17 protein-coding genes are annotated in these 15,411 nt (G+C 68.9%); 12 read left to right on the top strand and 5 right to left on the bottom strand.

Annotation, left to right across the window (positions count from 1 at the left end; genetic code table 11):
* Positions 1 to 93 precede the first annotated feature (93 nt).
* The 3 genes from ABNQ38_RS30765 to ABNQ38_RS30755 are packed head-to-tail and all read right to left on the bottom strand — an operon-like array spanning position 94 to position 3,566.
* Positions 94 to 2,085, bottom strand: a complete 1,992-nt coding sequence (locus ABNQ38_RS30765) for a hypothetical protein (protein WP_377811088.1) — start codon at positions 2,083 to 2,085, stop codon at positions 94 to 96.
* A 23-nt stretch (positions 2,086 to 2,108) separates the two neighbouring features.
* On the bottom strand, positions 2,109 to 2,900 hold the full coding sequence (locus tag ABNQ38_RS30760; RefSeq protein WP_377811087.1) for a molybdopterin-dependent oxidoreductase: 792 nt from the start codon (positions 2,898 to 2,900) through the stop codon (positions 2,109 to 2,111).
* A 12-nt stretch (positions 2,901 to 2,912) separates the two neighbouring features.
* A complete protein-coding gene (locus ABNQ38_RS30755; protein ID WP_377811086.1) occupies positions 2,913 to 3,566 on the bottom strand; it encodes a cytochrome b/b6 domain-containing protein in 654 nt (217 codons plus the stop codon).
* A 131-nt stretch (positions 3,567 to 3,697) separates the two neighbouring features.
* Between ABNQ38_RS30755 and ABNQ38_RS30750 the strand changes: the two genes are divergently transcribed.
* The 3 genes from ABNQ38_RS30750 to ABNQ38_RS30740 all read left to right on the top strand — a co-directional run bounded on the left by ABNQ38_RS30750 (position 3,698) and on the right by ABNQ38_RS30740 (position 5,683).
* Positions 3,698 to 4,171 (top strand): PRC-barrel domain-containing protein, encoded by a 474-nt coding sequence (locus tag ABNQ38_RS30750; RefSeq protein ID WP_377811085.1) that lies wholly within the window; start codon positions 3,698 to 3,700, stop codon positions 4,169 to 4,171.
* Between the two features lie 322 nt (positions 4,172 to 4,493).
* On the top strand, positions 4,494 to 5,051 hold the full coding sequence (locus tag ABNQ38_RS30745; protein WP_377811084.1) for a sigma-70 family RNA polymerase sigma factor: 558 nt from the start codon (positions 4,494 to 4,496) through the stop codon (positions 5,049 to 5,051).
* Complete coding sequence (locus ABNQ38_RS30740; protein WP_377811083.1) at positions 5,048 to 5,683, top strand: NrsF family protein; 636 nt, start codon at positions 5,048 to 5,050, stop codon at positions 5,681 to 5,683. Before ABNQ38_RS30745 ends, ABNQ38_RS30740 begins: the two co-directional genes overlap by 4 nt.
* Positions 5,684 to 5,858: 175 nt before the next feature.
* Here ABNQ38_RS30740 and ABNQ38_RS30735 read toward each other — a convergent pair whose 3' ends face one another.
* Entirely contained in the window at positions 5,859 to 6,446 is a 588-nt protein-coding gene (locus ABNQ38_RS30735) for a peroxiredoxin-like family protein (RefSeq protein WP_377811082.1), read from the bottom strand.
* A gap of 313 nt (positions 6,447 to 6,759) precedes the next feature.
* Between ABNQ38_RS30735 and ABNQ38_RS30730 the strand changes: the two genes are divergently transcribed.
* From ABNQ38_RS30730 to ABNQ38_RS30720, 3 genes are all read left to right on the top strand, one after another.
* On the top strand, positions 6,760 to 7,707 hold the full coding sequence (locus tag ABNQ38_RS30730) for a LysR family transcriptional regulator (protein ID WP_377811081.1): 948 nt from the start codon (positions 6,760 to 6,762) through the stop codon (positions 7,705 to 7,707).
* A gap of 92 nt (positions 7,708 to 7,799) precedes the next feature.
* Positions 7,800 to 8,360 (top strand): carboxymuconolactone decarboxylase family protein, encoded by a 561-nt coding sequence (locus ABNQ38_RS30725; protein WP_377811080.1) that lies wholly within the window; start codon positions 7,800 to 7,802, stop codon positions 8,358 to 8,360.
* 72 nt (positions 8,361 to 8,432) lie between these two features.
* The gene (locus ABNQ38_RS30720) at positions 8,433 to 9,239 is read left to right on the top strand and encodes an SDR family NAD(P)-dependent oxidoreductase (RefSeq protein WP_377811079.1); all 807 of its coding nucleotides are present in this window, start codon (positions 8,433 to 8,435) and stop codon (positions 9,237 to 9,239) included.
* A gap of 54 nt (positions 9,240 to 9,293) precedes the next feature.
* Here the strand turns inward: ABNQ38_RS30720 and ABNQ38_RS30715 are convergent, their stop codons facing one another.
* Complete coding sequence (locus ABNQ38_RS30715) at positions 9,294 to 10,214, bottom strand: LysR family transcriptional regulator (protein ID WP_377811078.1); 921 nt, start codon at positions 10,212 to 10,214, stop codon at positions 9,294 to 9,296.
* A gap of 150 nt (positions 10,215 to 10,364) precedes the next feature.
* Here ABNQ38_RS30715 and ABNQ38_RS30710 point away from each other — a divergent pair, with 150 nt between their 5' ends.
* From ABNQ38_RS30710 to ABNQ38_RS30685, 6 genes are read left to right on the top strand one after another with little or no spacing between them, the layout of a single operon-like run.
* Entirely contained in the window at positions 10,365 to 11,027 is a 663-nt protein-coding gene (locus ABNQ38_RS30710) for a peroxiredoxin-like family protein (protein WP_377811077.1), read from the top strand.
* Between the two features lie 53 nt (positions 11,028 to 11,080).
* Positions 11,081 to 11,407: a DUF2282 domain-containing protein gene (locus ABNQ38_RS30705; RefSeq protein ID WP_377811076.1), complete on the top strand. Its 327-nt coding sequence runs from the start codon at positions 11,081 to 11,083 to the stop codon at positions 11,405 to 11,407.
* Positions 11,408 to 11,411: 4 nt separating this feature from the next.
* The gene (locus tag ABNQ38_RS30700; protein WP_377811075.1) at positions 11,412 to 12,329 is read left to right on the top strand and encodes a DUF692 domain-containing protein; all 918 of its coding nucleotides are present in this window, start codon (positions 11,412 to 11,414) and stop codon (positions 12,327 to 12,329) included.
* The gene (locus ABNQ38_RS30695; protein WP_377811074.1) at positions 12,319 to 13,140 is read left to right on the top strand and encodes a putative DNA-binding domain-containing protein; all 822 of its coding nucleotides are present in this window, start codon (positions 12,319 to 12,321) and stop codon (positions 13,138 to 13,140) included. Before ABNQ38_RS30700 ends, ABNQ38_RS30695 begins: the two co-directional genes overlap by 11 nt.
* On the top strand, positions 13,137 to 13,661 hold the full coding sequence (locus tag ABNQ38_RS30690; protein WP_377811073.1) for a DoxX family protein: 525 nt from the start codon (positions 13,137 to 13,139) through the stop codon (positions 13,659 to 13,661). The genes ABNQ38_RS30695 and ABNQ38_RS30690 overlap by 4 nt, the downstream gene beginning before the upstream one ends.
* Entirely contained in the window at positions 13,658 to 15,397 is a 1,740-nt protein-coding gene (locus tag ABNQ38_RS30685) for a methyl-accepting chemotaxis protein (RefSeq protein WP_377811072.1), read from the top strand. The genes ABNQ38_RS30690 and ABNQ38_RS30685 overlap by 4 nt, the downstream gene beginning before the upstream one ends.
* The last annotated feature ends 14 nt before the right edge of the window (positions 15,398 to 15,411 follow it).

Here is a 15,411-nt window from a genome sequence, read left to right as displayed (position 1 = left end):
GGGTGATCGTGGGCGAAACGGGTGGCTCATGGGGGGATACGGTGGTTGGCGGCCCGTCGTTACAGCCCGGTCGGATTTATTTCGGGGCCGTGTTCAGTTGCCTGCCATCCGGGGGCCGGCAACGTAGATCCGCCACAGGTCGGGTTCGGCTTCGGCGAGGCGGTAGAGGGGGCTTGCGGCGAAGGGGTCACGGCTCCAGGCGCCGTCGAAGACCGTGACCACCACCACGTCGCAGCGATGGGTCCGTGCGAGCGCCCGGATGTCGTCCGGCGTCCCGTCGCCGGCGAAGACCCGCCGGAACTGGTCGGCGATCGCCGACCGCCGCTCGGACGACAGGGCGGCGAAGGCGATGGCCAGTTCGTTCCCGGCGAAGCAGGAGCGGCGGTCGGCGAACAGCGCCCAGGACAAATTCACCGGCCAGGGCGTCATGTCGGCGAACAGGGCGGGGTTGCTGGCGACCCGGGCGTCGGGCGGCGCATGGCGCCGGACCGCCTGCCACAGGGCCGGCGACCGCGCGAACGCGGCGGCCGAGGGGGAGGGCCTGCCCGCCAGATTCTCGGCGGCGAGGCGCAGCCCGTCGGGCAACGTCGCCGTCGCGGCGGCCATCGCCAGGACCAAAGCGAGCGCCGCCCGCCGCTCCATGCAGCGGGCCAGCCCGGCCCCGGCCGCGGCCGTCAGCACCATCAGGCCGGGCAGCACGGCACGCCAGCCGAGATCGTTGTTCACACCGGTTGTGCTGACGAGCAGCCAGCCCGTGCCGAGGCTGGCTGCCGTCAGGATGGCGAGGGCGCGGACGAGCGGGCCATCCGGCGGCGCGTCCGGCCGTGCCGCCATCCGCGCGAGAGCGATGGCCCCCGCGAGATAGACGAGCGGAAACTCGACGACCAGCAGCACCAGCCAGTAGGCCGGCAGGTCGAGCGCCCGGCCGAGCGGTTGGGGCAGGGCAGGTCCCAGCACTTCGAAGGGATCGATGGCGATGAGACGGCCGCCACCCCGGGCAACGGCGCTGCGATACTGCTCGACCAGAAGCGGGGAGGCGATGGCGATGGCGACGACCGCCGCGATGCCGCCGAGCAGGAGGAAGGTCCCCGCCCCGCCGGCCGGGCGGGAGCGTGCCAGGAAAAGGGCGCATCCGGCGGCGGCCAGGACGAAGACCACCCCGCCGACCCAGATCGAACTCTGGTAGGCCGCCGCCGCCAGCAGCGCCAGGGTGACGGTCGTGAGCGCTCCGGGCCGCCGGGCGAGCCGGACCATGGTCATCACCGCCACCACGACGCAGCCCGCGGCCTGGACATGGTGCGGGCTCCAACTCGTCTGGAACAGCCATCCGGCGAGCCCGGTGGCAGGCTGGAGCCAGTGTGCGAGCGTCTCCTCACCGACCATTGCGGCCAGGTCCGGCCGCAGCGAACCCAGGCCGCTGAGGCCAATCGCGAGGAAGGAGGCGAGGGTGCGGCCGCTGAATCGACGGGCGAGCCCGGCCATCAGCAGCAGGGTCGAGAAGGCGGTCAGCCAGCTTGCCGCCGCGTCGGCCTCCCAGCCGGTCGCACCGGTGAGTTGGGCAAGCTGTGCGGCGCCGAACTGCCAGAGATAGTAGTAAGCGACCCCGGCCGGCGCCTCCGCCCCGCCATAGACGGGGTTGACCGGCGGAACGCCCTCCCGGACGATCTGGTCGATCAGCGCGATCTTCGCGTGATCGAAGAGTGCCGGTGCCACGGCGACGCCGTCGCCGGTGAATTTCGGCAGCACCGCAAGCGCCGGTCCGGCCGCCATGATCGCGGCGGCGAGACTGACCCACAGGGTGAGGGGCGGGATGCTATGGTCGCTCCCGCTGCCGTCTCGACGGCCCCGCAGGAGCCCGGCCGCACAGATCAGGGCCACGGCGCCGACGGTCGCAACCGGCGAGAATCCGACGACGAGCGAGAGCATCAGGGCCAGGGCGTTCTGCACCGCCCAGCCCAGGACGGGCGCCAGCGCCAAGGCGACGGCACGGTCGAACGCCAGCGACCGCGCGAGCGCGTAGCCGCTGGCCATCCACAGGACAAGGCCGGTCACGATGCAGAGGGCGGCGAGGGACAGCGAAGGCACGATTTATCCGGCTTCCGGCATGGTCAAAGCCCGCTGAACCAGTTGAAGCCCTGCTTCTCCCAGAAACCGGGTGAGTAGCTGTTGGTGACCTCGATGGCACGGATCCATTTCGGGTTCTTGAAGCCGAGCTTCACCGCCGTGCGCAGGCGCAGAGGAAAGCCGAAGGGATCGGTGATCGGCTCGCCCGCGTATCTGGTGGCCAGGATGGTCTGGGGATGCAGAGCCGAGGGCATGTCGATGCTCTCCATGTAATCGTCGTTCCCGTGGAAGACGACGTATTTGGCGCTCAGATCCGCCCCCACTCTTGTGAGGAAGTCGCGGAGGTTGGGCCCCGACCATTGGCCGATGTAATCCCAGCCCTCGACGCAGATGTGCTTGATGATCTCGTCCTGTTCCGGCAGGGCGTAGATCCGCTCCAGGCTCCAGGGCCGCTTGTCGGCGATCAGTCCGCTCAGCTCCAGGTTCCAGCCGCCGATGTCGACCGGCTTCAGATCCTCGATCTCGTAATAGGCGTTGAAGCGCGGCGGCTTCACGACCTGGGACGCCGCATAGGTCGGTGCCAGCTTGTTCGGATCGAACAGCAGGGCCTGAACCCCGTCGTTGAAGCCGGACACAGCCCGGAGAACAGTTTGGACGGCATCGCGGTCGGAGATGTTGCAGCCGGTCAGCATCGTCAGGGCGCCGAGGCTGAGGGTGCCGCGCAGCAGCTTGCGGCGGTCGATCGTCTCGACGAGTCCGCGGTGTTCGGTGAGGACGCTCTGGTCCGGTCCGCGTTGCGGCCGGAAAAGCGAGGTGAAGGGGCGGCGCAGAGGCATGGTCGGCATCCGTCACGGGTTCGAGGCTTGGGAGGGCGTCGCCGGAGTCTCCCGGTCGGCATCGAGGCGCGGTCCGCCGGTCAGCATGCCGAGAAGGGTCCGCGGCACCAGGATCGCCAGCGAGACATGGACCAGGACGAACAGCACGATGGCCGTCATTCCGGCGAAATGGGCCAGACGCGCCCCCTGGAAGTCGTAGAAGAGCGATACGAGGAAAGAGAATTGCACCGGCTTCCAGATGGCGAGGCCGGAAACGACCTGAAGCGCCACCACGAGGATCACGCCGACATAGAGACTCTTCTGGACGGCGTTGTAGTGCGTGAGGTCGGCGTGCTTGAGCCGGAATCTCAAGGCGGCCACGGCCTCGCGGACCAGTTCACGCGGAGATATCGGGAAGAACAGCCGGCGGAACCGGCCGGACAGGATGCCGTAGGTCAGATAGGCGAGCCCGTTCAGCACCAGGATCCACATGCCCAGGAAATGCCATTGCAGGGCGTGCTGCGCCCATATGCCGAGCACGATCTCCTCGGGGAAATGCAGAAAGCCGAACAGAACCTCGTCGTTGTAGATCTTCCACCCGCTCATGACCATGACGATCATCGCCGCCGCGTTCGTCCAATGCATCAGCCTGACCGCAAGCGGGTGCATGATTCTTGAAGATTTCATTTTCGGTCATCTCCTTATTTACTTAGAGAATATATTATTTTCTGCGTCGAATATTGACGCGTATCGGTGGATGATCTATTTCTTTGTTCAAATCTTCCAGTTTTCCATGAGGCATCATCATGCGATCCGCCATGGCTGTCCTTTTTCTCGCTGCGATGACTCCGGGCCTGATCCGAAGCCCGGCCCATGCCGACGATGCCAAGCCCAAGCGAGCGGAGGGAGGAGCCCACACCCAGATGCAGCCGGAGACGGACAGCTCGACGTCGGAGGAGCGGATGAAGCGGCGCTTCCCGCAGAAAGTCCGGGTCGGCGATCTGCGGGGACTTCCGCTGCTCGACGAGGACGATCGTACGCTTGGCCATGTGACGGAGGTGGTTCGGATGCCGAACGGCAGGATCGTGCTGGTGTCGCGGTGCGACGACTGGTTCGGCCACGGCGGGCATCTGGTCGGCATCCCCATCGAGACGGTGGCGATCCTCGCGCGGCACCTGAATGTCCTGGACATTCCCAGGAAGGATTTCCCCTCGCTTCCCAGCTGGCAAGAGGCGGACGGCGCCGTGATCGCCGACGACGACATCATCCGCATCGCCATCTCCCGCCGTTGAGGACGGGCGCCCCTCGTTGCGCCATGCGCCATCGATGTGTCCGGTCGGCATTCCCGATCTCCGCGTTCCCTGGGGCGGGGAGACCGGTCCGTCGAGGCCGGGAGTATCCCCCTTCAGGTCCTTACGCCGCGAAGCACGGGTTCGTTACAAAGCCTGCGTGGGCAAAACACACGGAAACCGGAAACCGGAAGCCGGACGGGCGCGCAGGCCGGCTTTCTGCCGATCACGCCTTTGTGACCGACGGTGATTTCGCGATTCGGATCGGGTGCAATACAATGAAGCCTCGGCCTGACCGCCATCGCATCCGGACCGGGGGACGAGCATGTGGAACCAGGGATTGGAGCAGGAATGGGCGGACCTGATGCGTAGGGCGCTGGCAGGCGATTCCGGTGCCTACCGCCAGTTCCTGCTTTGCATCACTCCGCATCTGCGGGCGATGGCGCGGTCGCGCTGCCGGGCATTGGGGGCGCCGGACAGCGAGACCGAGGACATCGTGCAGGAGGTTCTGCTGGCGATCCATCTCAAGCGTGGGAGTTGGGATTCGTCACGGCCGATCAGTCCCTGGATCGGGGCGATCGTCCGCAATAAGATCATCGATGCGCTGCGCCGGAGGGGCCGGCGGACGAATGTGCCGATTGAGGACGTCATGGACACGTTAGCGGCCGAGGAGCAGGCCGGGGGCTTGGCGCAGCTGGACATCGACAGCCATCTGGCCACCCTGAAGCGGCGCCAGCAGGACATCGTCCGCTCGATTTCGATCGATGGCGACAGCATCCGCGAAACGGCCAACCGCTTCAAGATGACCGAGGGCGCAGTGCGCGTCGCGCTGCACCGGGCGCTGAAGTCCCTGGCGCAGTTGTGCCGGATCCAGTCGACATGAGGACGGAGGATTTGATCGACCGGCTGGCGCTCGACCCGCCGCCGCGTTTCGGCTTCAGTACGGCCTTCCTGACGGCGACCCTGCTGAGCATTCTCGTTGCCGGCGCCATCTTCCTCGCCGTGATCGGGGTCCGGCCGGACATCGGACGGGCGGCGGAGAGCCCACGTTTCCTGTTCAAGTTTGTTGCGACGATGCCGTTGGCCCTGGGCGCCCTGGGCGTCGCCCTGCGCCTGAGCCGGCCGGGAATGGCGGCTGGCGGTTGGCGGCTGGTGCTTGGCACCGTTCCCGTCCTCCTGGCGGCTGCGGTCGCGCTGGAGCTTCATCAGGTCCCGGCGACCCTTTGGCGGTCGCGCCTCGTCGGGGCCAACGCCGGCTTCTGCCTGAGCCTGATCCCTCTGATGGCTATTGGGCCGCTTGCCCTCCTGATCGGCGTGATGCGGCGGGGCGCTCCGGAGCGGCCGGTGCTGGCGGGCGGGTTCGCCGGTCTGGCAGCGGGCGGCATCGCGGCGACCTTCTACGCGTTGCACTGCCCCGACGACAGCCCGCTTTTCGTGGCGGCTTGGTATTCCGCCGCCATCCTCGTCATGGGGGTTGCGGGCTGTCTCGCCGGACGCCGGTTCCTGAAATGGTGAACCGCACCGGCGGTTCTGCGCAGGCACACGGCTTGATTCGTCGCTTAGAGTCTGTCTGATGCTTATTGAAGCACCAGACAGACTCTAAGCTTTTGGTTTTCCGTGTGATTCACGCTTCAAGCGATTCCGCTTGAACCGATCACACTCTAAAGGACGAGGTTGCGATCGGCGGAGATCAGGCGGCCGCCGTCCGGCTGGCGCCGCGCAGGGCCGGCAGCATGTCCTCGGGTTCGGGGCGGCGGGTGTAGTCCGGATTGACCTCGGCGTAGAGGATCGTGCCGTCCTGGCCGATGACGAAGCGGGCCGGCATCGGCAGGGTCCAGCTCGGGTCGCCGTTGAATGCCGGCAGGTCGTTCTTCAGCCCCTTGTAGAGTTCGACCAGATAATCGGGCAGCGCAAAGCGCAGGTCGAACGCGGCGGCGACGTCGTTGTGCGGATCCGACAGGATCGGGAAGCCGAGCGCGTTCTGGCGCACCGACTTGCGGCTGTTCGGGGCCGTCTGCGGCGAAATGGCGAGCAGGTTTGCTCCGAGCGATTGGAAGGTGGGGAGCGCCGCCTGCAACGCCTGCAGTTCCATGTTGCAGTAGGGGCACCAGACGCCGCGGTAGAAGCTGACCACCAGCGGCCCCTCCGCCAGCAGGGCGGCGGACGACACCGCCTTGCCGTCGGGGTCGTTCAACGTGAAGGCGGGGGCTTTGTCCCCGGCCTTGAGAGCACGGCCTGCGGCGTCCGAGGCGATCAGTTCGGCGGTGGCGCGGTGCATCGTCTCGATCACCGGGCGGGGGACGTTGTAGGGCGGCTTGCCCGCCTGGAAATCGGCCTTGAAGGCGTCGAGCCTGTCCTGGAGCGATATGGGAATCTCCGTCGTCGTAGGGAATGAAGGGAAATGCGGATCGACCGTTCGCGGTGGTGGAGCGGGTGAGCTGCTGGCCGGCGGGCACGATCTCGTTGACGGCTCCCCAGTCCTTCGCGGTCTTCCCTTGCAGCATCGCCGCCGATGGGAGAGTTATCGCCATTCCAATCTCCGGGCGGCAGACCGGCCGGAGCGATAACGGCAATTCCTGTCAGGAATAACGATGGACCGATTGCAGGCGATGGCCAGCTTCGTGCGGGTGGTGGAGACCGGCTCCTTCTCGGGCGCGGCCCGGCAGTTGGGGGTGGGGCAGCCGGCCATCTCCAAGACGATCGCGCAGTTGGAGGAGCGGCTGCAGGTGCGCCTGCTGCTGCGGTCGACGCACGGCCTCACGCCCACCGAAGCGGGACTCCGCTTTTACGAGCGCGCCCGGCTCGCCATCCGGGAGGCCGATGAAGCGGAACTGGAGGCGCGGGGCGCCGGTGCCGGGCTGTCGGGCCGGCTGCGCATCTCCGCCGCGACCACCTTCGCCCGGCTGCTGATCGTGCCGCGCCTGCCCGAGTTCCTGAGCCGCCATCCGGACCTGGACCTGGAGGTGATCCTGGACGACCGGGTAATCGATCTGGTTTCCGAGGGGATCGACGTCGCCCTGCGCATGGGCACGCTGTCGGATTCGACGGCGGTGGCGCGGCGGATCGCCAGCGGCGGCCGTTCGGTCGTGGCGACGCCCGCCTATCTTGCCCGCGCGGGCGTGCCGCGGACCCCGGCCGACCTCGCCGATCATGATGCGGTGGTCTATAGCCAGCTCAGCAACGGCTGGGCATTCCGGCAGGGCGGGACCGAAGCGTCGGTCATGGTGCGCGGCCGCCTACGGGTCAGCGCGGCGGAAGGGATCCGGGCGGCGGTTCTGGCCGATCTGGGGCTGGCGGTCGCGTCCGACTGGATGTTCGGTCCCGAGCTTGCCGACGGGTCGGTGCGGCGCGTGCTGGAAGACTGGACGCTGCCGCCGATCGATTTGTGGGCGGTGTTCCCCACCGGCCGGCTGGCCAGCACCAAGGCGCGCGCCTTCGTGGAGTTCGTCGCCGGCATCGTGAACGGCGAAGGGGCGCCGGCGGAGGAGGCGGACTTGGATAAAGGCCAGTACAACAGCGATCATTCCCAGGAGGCATAGGCATTAGTCGCGCAGCCCGCCTACGCGCCGCCCCTGCAATGGGTCAGGGTCCGACCCGTCGAACGCAACCGACGGAACAAGGAACCGCCACCATGAGCCAGTTCACCAGCCACACCCTCGACACCGCTCCGGATGCCGCGAAGCCGATTTTCGAGGGCGTGAAGGCCGCTTTCGGCTTTGTGCCCAACCTGCAGTCCTATATGGCGGAATCGCCGGAACTGCTGGCCGGCTACACGGCGCTGTGGGACCTGTTCTCTAAGACCACGCTCACCACGCATGAGCAGCAGGTCGTCTATCTGACCGCCAATTTCGAAAACGAGTGCCACTACTGCATGGCCGGCCACACCACGCTCGCCCGGATGCAGAAGATGGGCGAGGACGTGATCGCCGCGCTGCGCGCCGGCAGCGAACTGCCCGATACCCGGCTGGAGGCGCTGCACCGCTTCGCCACGCTGGTGGTGCGCAATCGCGGCTGGGTCGCCGACGCCGACATCGATGCCTTCCTGGCGGCCGGCTTCACCCGCCGCAACGTGCTGGAGGTGGTGCTCGGCGTCGCCACCAAGGTGATGAGCAACTACACCAACCACATCACCCACACGCCGCTCGACGCCTTCATGAAGGGCAACGAGTGGAGCAAGCCCGCCGTCGCCTGACACGGGGCACGGCGCTGTTCCTGTCCCCATCCGACAGGTCCCATTCCCACAATCGATCCATACGGAGCTGACATGATTCTCTCTGGGAAACGCGCGCTGATCACCGGCGGCTCCAGCGGCATCGGCTTTGCTACTGCCCAGGCGCTCGGCGAGAAGGGGGTGGCCCTTGCCATCACCGGCCGGCGCCCCGACCGGTTGGCTGCCGCGGTCGATGCCTTGCGGAAGGCTGGAACTTCGGTGACCGGCATCGTGGCCGATATCGCCACCACTGAGGGGCGTCGGCAGACGCTCGACCAGGCGCTCGGCGCGTTGGGCGGGCTCGACATCCAGGTCAACAACGCCGGCGGCGTCCGTGCCGGGCGGCTGGAGCACGTCACGGAGGAGGACATCCTCGCGATGATCGCCGTCGATCTGACCGCGCCGATCCTGCTGACGCGGGCCGCTCTTCCGGCGCTGCGCATCAGCGGCGAGGGGGTGGTCGTGAACGTTTCATCGGGCCTGGGGCTCGTCGGTGCGCCATTCTACGCCACTTACGCCGGCGCCAAGGCCGGTCTGGCACGATTCGGCGAGGCCTTGCGCCGTGAACTGAAAGGCGAGGGCGTCCATGTGCTGACCGTTTATCCCGGTGCCACGGACACCCCGATGATGGCATCGAACACTGCCGGCCCGGAGCTGGGCTTCAGCCGCGAGAGCGCGGAAGCCGTGGCCGCGGCCATCGTGGCAGGGATCGAAGCCGAGGCGCTGGAGGTGATCCGTGGTGGCGAAACGCGGGCGGCGATGATCGCGCTCAACCGGGACGACCCGCTGGCCATCGATGCACGGTTCCTCGACCTCAAGGCCCGCCTTGAGGTGGCGGTGAAGGGGCATGCCGCCCTGTAGGTGAGGGTCGGCAGCGGGGGTGGCGATCAAGCCGCTCACCGGCCTGTCGCAGTCTCAAGCGCCGGAGGTGTCGATCGGGTCGGCTGATTCCGGTTTGTTCAATCCGGTGAGCAGATGCTCGATGAAGCTGCGCACCTTCGGCGAGACGTGGCGGGTCGCCGGGTAGACGAAATGGATGGCCTCGTCCGTCACCTCCAGTTCGGACAGGAGCGGGACGAGGCGGCCGGCGCGGATGTCCTCCTCGACGATGAAGTCGGCCAGCCGCGCCAGCCCCAGCCCGCCCACCGCGGCATGGCGCAGCAGCCACAGGCTGTCGGCCTGGAAACTGCCTGACGGCCGCAGGATCTCGCGCCGGTCGCCGGCCATGAATTCCCATTCCGTCCGTCCGGAACCCGACAGCAGCGTCAGGCACTCATGACGGACGAGATCGGCCGGCGACTGCGGTACGCCACGCCGCTCCAGATAGTCCGGACTGGCCACCACATGGCGGCGCAACGGCCGCAGCCGGCGGGCGATCAGGCTGGAGTCGGCCAGCCGTCCGGCGCGGATCGCCAGATCGAACCCCTCCTCGACCAGCCGCTGCACGCGGTCGTTCAGGCTGACCTCCAGCGACACGCCGGGGTAACGGCGCAGATATGAGGCCAGCAGCGGCGCCACCCGCATCTGCCCGAACAGCACCGGCATGGTGATGCGCAAGGTGCCGCGCGGCTCCTCGCCCATCTCGGTCAGCGACTGTTCCGCTTCGTCCAACGCCGCCAGGATGGCACGGGCCCGCAGGCAGAAGGTGGCGCCGGCGTCGGTCAGCGCGATCCGCCGCGTCGTGCGCGCCAGCAGGCGGGTGCCCAGCCGGTTCTCCATCTGGGCGATGCGCCGGCTGATCGCCGACGCGGAGAGACCCAGCCGCTCCCCCGCCGCAGACAGGCTGCCGCTGTCCACCACCTCGACCAGCACCGTCAGATCATCCAGCCGGTCCATGCCGTCCTCCGCGCCCCGCGTCCTGCCATGTCCAGTCCCCAGGCGCATTCTTGCATTCTGCGCAAAGATATTGTGCGTGTCCCCCTATGTTTCGCAAATCCGGCTTTTGACAGGATCGGAGCAACAGACACGCCGACAGGGAAATGCCCGATGCGTCTTCAACGCCAACTCCGCAGCATCCGGGCGCAGACCGGGAAGACCCTGCCGAGGGTGCTTGCGATGATGGACCGGGTGGTCGCCGATCTGAAGGCGCGCGGGGTCGAGCTGGGGGCGTTGCGCCCCGGACTTCAGGCTCCCGACTTCGCCCTGCCGAACCATTTGGGCCGGACGGTCTCCCTCTACGAGACGCTGGAACGGGGGCCGGTCATCCTGCTGTTCTATCGCGGCGAGTGGTGTCCCTATTGTTGCGCCCAGCTCAGGGCCATGCAGCTGGCGCTGCCGCAATTGACCGCCGGGGGCGCCCGGCTGGTGGCGGTGTCGCCCGAATTGCCCGACCACAGCCTGACGCTGGCGGAGCGCAACGCGCTGGATTTCGACATCCTGTCCGACCAGGGGGCGATGGTGGCCCGCAGCTACGGCCTCGTCTTCCGTGTGCCGGACGAGCTGCGCGATCTCTACCGCGACCGCGGCCTTGACCTCAACGCCCGCCAGGGCCGTCCGCCCGGAGAGCCCTGGCAGCTGCCGATCCCGGCGACCTACCTGCTGTCGCCAAGCGGCGTCGTGCGCTTCGCCGCCATCGACGCCGACTTCACCCAACGCCCGGAGCCGCAGGCGCTCGTCGATCTGCTGCACGACCGCGTCCCGGCGTCCTGACCGGCGCCAGCCTTTCCAAAAACCCAGTCATCCCGCAACGGAGGAACACGACCATGACCGCCACCAAGACCCCCGCGAAGACCCCCGCGAAGACGTTGGCCCTGCTCCCGATCGCCGGCGCCCTGGCCGGTGCGCTTACCGGTGCCCTGACCCTGATGGCCGGCCCGGCCGCCGCACAGTCCAACATGGAGAAATGCTATGGCATCTCCAAGCCGGGCGAGAATGGCTGCGCCCATGCCAAGGGCCTGCATTCCTGCGCCGGCAACAGCAACCTGACCTTCGACGGCGGCGACTGGAAGCTGGTGAAGGCCGGCACCTGTGCCGAGGAAATGGGATCGTTGAAGCCGTTCGACGGCGCCAACACCAAGAAGAAGGGCTGAGGCGATGGCCGCGGCGGTGCCCTCCACGCTCCCCCGGCCGGTGCCGGTCGCCGCCGGCATCGGCCTGCGCGAGCCGCATCGGGAGGCGCTCGTCGCGGCCGGCGGTCCCATCCCCTGGCCCATCCCCTGGGTCGAGATCCATCCGGAAAACTATCTGGTTCCCGGCGGCCCGCGTCTGGCCGGCATTTTGCGGGTCCGCCGCGACATGGCCGTAAGCTGCCATGGCGTCGGCCTGTCGCTGGGCAGTGCCGGCGGTCTCGACCCCGACCATCTGATGCGGCTGCGCGCCCTCTACGACCGGCTGGAACCGGGGCTGATCTCCGAACATCTGTCCTGGAGCGTCACCGACGCCACCTACCTCAACGACCTGCTGCCGCTGCCCTATACCGAGGACAGCCTGGACCGGGTCCGCCGCAACATCGACCACGCCCAGGACGCTTTCGGCCGGCGCATCCTGGTCGAGAATCCGGCGGCCTGCCTCGCCTTCGCCGACAGCGTCATTCCCGAAGCCGAATTCCTGGCGGAACTGGCCGCCCGCACCGGCTGCGGCCTGCTGCTCGACGTCAACAACCTCTACGTTTCCTCGGCCAATCTCGGCTTCGACCCGTCGGCATGGCTCGACGCCATCCCGGCCGATGCGGTCGGTGAACTGCATCTGGCCGGTCACGCCCGCATGACACTCGGCGGCGAGGAGCTGCTGATCGACGACCATGGCAGCGCGGTCGGCGAGCCCGTGATGGCGCTCTGTGCCGAGGTGCTGGACCGCATCGGCCCACGGCCGGTGCTGATCGAATGGGACAACGACCTGCCGCCGCTCGACGGGCTTCTGGCCGAGGCGGGCAGGGCGCAGCGGCTGCTCGATGTCCGGATGCGGCAAGTCCAAACGCCGGCCAAGATCGCGGAGGTCCATCGTGCCGGCTGACGCGAAACTTGCTGGGTTTCAGCGCGACTTCGCCGCCTATCTGCTGCGCGGCGATCCGGCGGTCGCCGGGGCCCTGCGCCCGGATCTGCCGGCCGGGCGGCTGGCGGTCTACCGCAACACGGTGATGGGGTCGTTGGCCGCCGTTCTCGGTCATGCCCACCCCACCCTGCGCCGGGTACTGGGCGCCCAATCGGGCGAGCAGCTCTTCACCATGCTCGCCTGCCGCTTCGCGGCGGAGGCCCCGCCCCGCCTGCCAATGCTGTGGAGCTACGGCGCCGGCTTCGCCGATTGGCTTGCCGACCCGGAACCGGCCGCCGAAATCCCGGCTTGGGCGCCCGACCTCGCCCGGCTCGACTGGGCGATGCACGAGGCGCTGTTCGCCGCCGACGCCGAACCGCTCTACCTCGCCCGGCTCGCCGCCATCCCGCCGGACCAGGCGGGCTCCCTGCGGCTGGCACCGCACCCGTCGCTGCGGCTGGTGCGGTCGGGCTGGAACATCCATGCGCTGTGGAAGGATACCGCCGCGACACCGGCGCCCCTGCCGGAAGCGGTCCTGATCGGCCGGGTTCCCGGCGACGGAGACGATTGCGGCGAAGGCGAGGTGCGCTGCACCCGGCTGACCGCGGCCGACGGCGCGCTCGCCGCCGGGCTGCTGGCCGGCGCCACCCTGGATGAGGCCACCGCGGACGAGGCGGCCGCCGGCGCCGACCTCCAATCCCTGCTGGTGCTGCTGTTGCAGAACCGGCTGCTGGCCGGCTTCGCGCTGGACCGGCGCCCCTCCCTCACCGGACGCGAAGGGAACGACCCATGACGTCATCGCCCGCAAGTCCCCGGCCCCATCCCCGGACTCATCCCTGGGCGCAGCACCCCGCCCGGCTGTCGGACCTCCGCGACCATGCCGCCGGGTGGCTCGACCGGTATGCGGCCCCCCTGTTCGACCTTGCCGTCCGGCTGACGATGGCGCCGATCTTCTTCCGCTCCGGCCTGCAGAAGGTCGGCGACTGGCCGGCCACCCTCTTCCTGTTCCAGGAGGAATACCGGGTGCCGCTGCTGCCACCGGATATCGCCGCCCTGCTGGCCGCCGCCACAGAGCTGACCATGCCGGTCCTGCTGGTGCTGGGTCTGGCGACGCGGCTGGCGGCGCTGCCGCTGCTGGCGATGGCGCTGACGATCCAGTTCGTGCTGGGTGCCGCAAACCCGGCCTTCAGCAACCCGCAGCATTATTTCTGGATGCTGCTGCTCGCCGGCCTGATCGTTCGCGGCGGCGGACGGCTGTCGGTCGACCGCTGGCTCCTTCACCTCAGCCGCCGCCGGATGGGAGACCGTCAATGACCGCCGCCGAGAACAGCCGCCAGAACAGCCACGAAAACAGGTTTCCGCTTTCCGCCCACCGGCGGATCGCCCGGCTCGGCTGGCTGCTGTCGTCCGGGCTGGTCGCCGTGCTGGCGCTGGTGCTGGCGGTCAGCCTCGTCACCGTGCAGGGCATCCGGCAGGTCGACGAGCGCTGGAACGCCTACGACCTGGGCGCCGCGGCCAAGGCCGACGCCCTGTCCGACCTGCGCGGCGCGTTGGGCTTCGGCGGGGTGATCCACCGCTTCGGCGACTATCTGCTGAGCGGCGATCCCGACCGCGCCGCCGACGTCCGGCAGAGCCTGAAATCCGCCGCCGCCAATCTGGAGGTCTACCGCTATGCCGGCGAGCTGAGCGTGGCGGAAGAAAAGGCCCTCGACAGCATCGCCGCGGCGATGGCGCAAATGGCCAGCAAACTGACGGAGGCGGAGGCCGCGGTGGCGGCGCGCACCCCGCTCGACCGGCTGGCCCGCACCGCGGCACTCGACACCGCGCCGGCGGTGGCGGCGATGCGGACGCTGAACGGCGAGCTGACGCGGGCGCGCGCCGCTCTCGGCGAGGCCAACCGCCAGGGCATCGCCGGCCTGACCGGCACGGTGCTGACCGGCGGCAGCGTGGCGCTGGTGCTGCTGGTCGCCATCGCCGGCCTGTTCCTGTGGTTCACCCATCACCGCATCGTCCGTCCGCTGGCCCGGCTTGCCGCCCATATGCAGCGGCTGGCCGGCGGCGATCTGGACGGCGCCGTGCCGCTGGTCGGCCGCCGCGACGAGATCGGCGCCATGGCCGGCGCCGTCGAGGTGTTCCGCGACGGGCTGGTCCGGCTGCGCGCCGCCGGGGACCGCGAACGCGCCGAAGCCGAAGAGGCCCGCCGGCGCCAGGAGGCGCTGGAACGCAACCTCCGTTCCTTCGAGGCGGAGATCGGCACGCTGGCCGCCGCGCTGGCCGGGCGGGCCGGCACGCTTCACCGCACCGGGCAGGATCTGGCGTCCTCCTCCAGCCGGACCATCGGCAGCACGCAGGAGGTCTCGGCCGCCGCCGCCCGCACCGCCGGAACGGTCCAGGCGGTCGCTGCCGCCATCGAGGAGCTGTCGGCCTCCATCGCCGGGATCGGCCAGCGGGTGCAGGGTTCGGTCGCCATGACCACGGCGGCGGTCGAACAGGCCGACCGCTCCTCCGCCACCGTCGCCAGCCTCGCCGAGGCGGTGCAGCGCATCGGCGAGGTGGTCGGGCTGATCAACGCCATCGCCAGCCAGACCAACCTCTTGGCGCTGAACGCCACCATCGAGGCCGCCCGCGCCGGAGAGGCCGGCAAGGGCTTCGCCGTGGTGGCGCAGGAGGTGAAGAACCTCGCCAACCAGACCGCGCGGGCGACCGAGGACATCACCCAGCAGATCGCGACGATCCGCAGCGCCACCGACGGCGCGGTCGACGCCATCCAGGGCATCGGCGGCAGCCTGGAGCAGGTCTGCCGCATGGCGCAGGAGATCGCCGACGCCGTCACCCAGCAGGACGAGGCGACGCGCGAGATCGCCCGCAACATCCAGGAGACCGCCGGTGCGGCCGGCGCGGTCAGCGCCGCGATTTCCGAGGTTGCACAGGCAGCCGAGCAGGCCGGAATGGTTGCGGAAAGCATGTTCTCCTCCGCACAATCGCTCGGCAGCGAGACCAGGCGGCTGGAAGGGGCGGCGCACAGCTTCTCCCAGGCGTTGCGCGCGTGATTTCCAGAGGGTGG

It is taken from the genome of Azospirillum sp. A29 (genome assembly GCF_042604625.1).
Classification (GTDB): domain Bacteria; phylum Pseudomonadota; class Alphaproteobacteria; order Azospirillales; family Azospirillaceae; genus Azospirillum; species Azospirillum palustre.
The sequence above is the reverse complement of the archived record's forward strand: the minus strand, read 5'-3'. Positions and strand labels throughout refer to the sequence as shown.

Coding starts and splice junctions, on each gene's coding strand:
- ABNQ38_RS30760 (WP_377811087.1), bottom strand. CDS start 2,900: ATGCCTCTGCGCCGCCCCTTCACCTCGCTTTTCCGGCCGCAACGCGGA.
- ABNQ38_RS30755 (WP_377811086.1), bottom strand. CDS start 3,566: ATGAAATCTTCAAGAATCATGCACCCGCTTGCGGTCAGGCTGATGCAT.
- ABNQ38_RS30750 (WP_377811085.1), top strand. CDS start 3,698: ATGGCTGTCCTTTTTCTCGCTGCGATGACTCCGGGCCTGATCCGAAGC.
- ABNQ38_RS30745 (WP_377811084.1), top strand. CDS start 4,494: ATGTGGAACCAGGGATTGGAGCAGGAATGGGCGGACCTGATGCGTAGG.
- ABNQ38_RS30740 (WP_377811083.1), top strand. CDS start 5,048: ATGAGGACGGAGGATTTGATCGACCGGCTGGCGCTCGACCCGCCGCCG.
- ABNQ38_RS30735 (WP_377811082.1), bottom strand. CDS start 6,446: ATGCACCGCGCCACCGCCGAACTGATCGCCTCGGACGCCGCAGGCCGT.
- ABNQ38_RS30730 (WP_377811081.1), top strand. CDS start 6,760: ATGGACCGATTGCAGGCGATGGCCAGCTTCGTGCGGGTGGTGGAGACC.
- ABNQ38_RS30725 (WP_377811080.1), top strand. CDS start 7,800: ATGAGCCAGTTCACCAGCCACACCCTCGACACCGCTCCGGATGCCGCG.
- ABNQ38_RS30720 (WP_377811079.1), top strand. CDS start 8,433: ATGATTCTCTCTGGGAAACGCGCGCTGATCACCGGCGGCTCCAGCGGC.
- ABNQ38_RS30715 (WP_377811078.1), bottom strand. CDS start 10,214: ATGGACCGGCTGGATGATCTGACGGTGCTGGTCGAGGTGGTGGACAGC.
- ABNQ38_RS30710 (WP_377811077.1), top strand. CDS start 10,365: ATGCGTCTTCAACGCCAACTCCGCAGCATCCGGGCGCAGACCGGGAAG.
- ABNQ38_RS30705 (WP_377811076.1), top strand. CDS start 11,081: ATGACCGCCACCAAGACCCCCGCGAAGACCCCCGCGAAGACGTTGGCC.
- ABNQ38_RS30700 (WP_377811075.1), top strand. CDS start 11,412: ATGGCCGCGGCGGTGCCCTCCACGCTCCCCCGGCCGGTGCCGGTCGCC.
- ABNQ38_RS30690 (WP_377811073.1), top strand. CDS start 13,137: ATGACGTCATCGCCCGCAAGTCCCCGGCCCCATCCCCGGACTCATCCC.
- ABNQ38_RS30685 (WP_377811072.1), top strand. CDS start 13,658: ATGACCGCCGCCGAGAACAGCCGCCAGAACAGCCACGAAAACAGGTTT.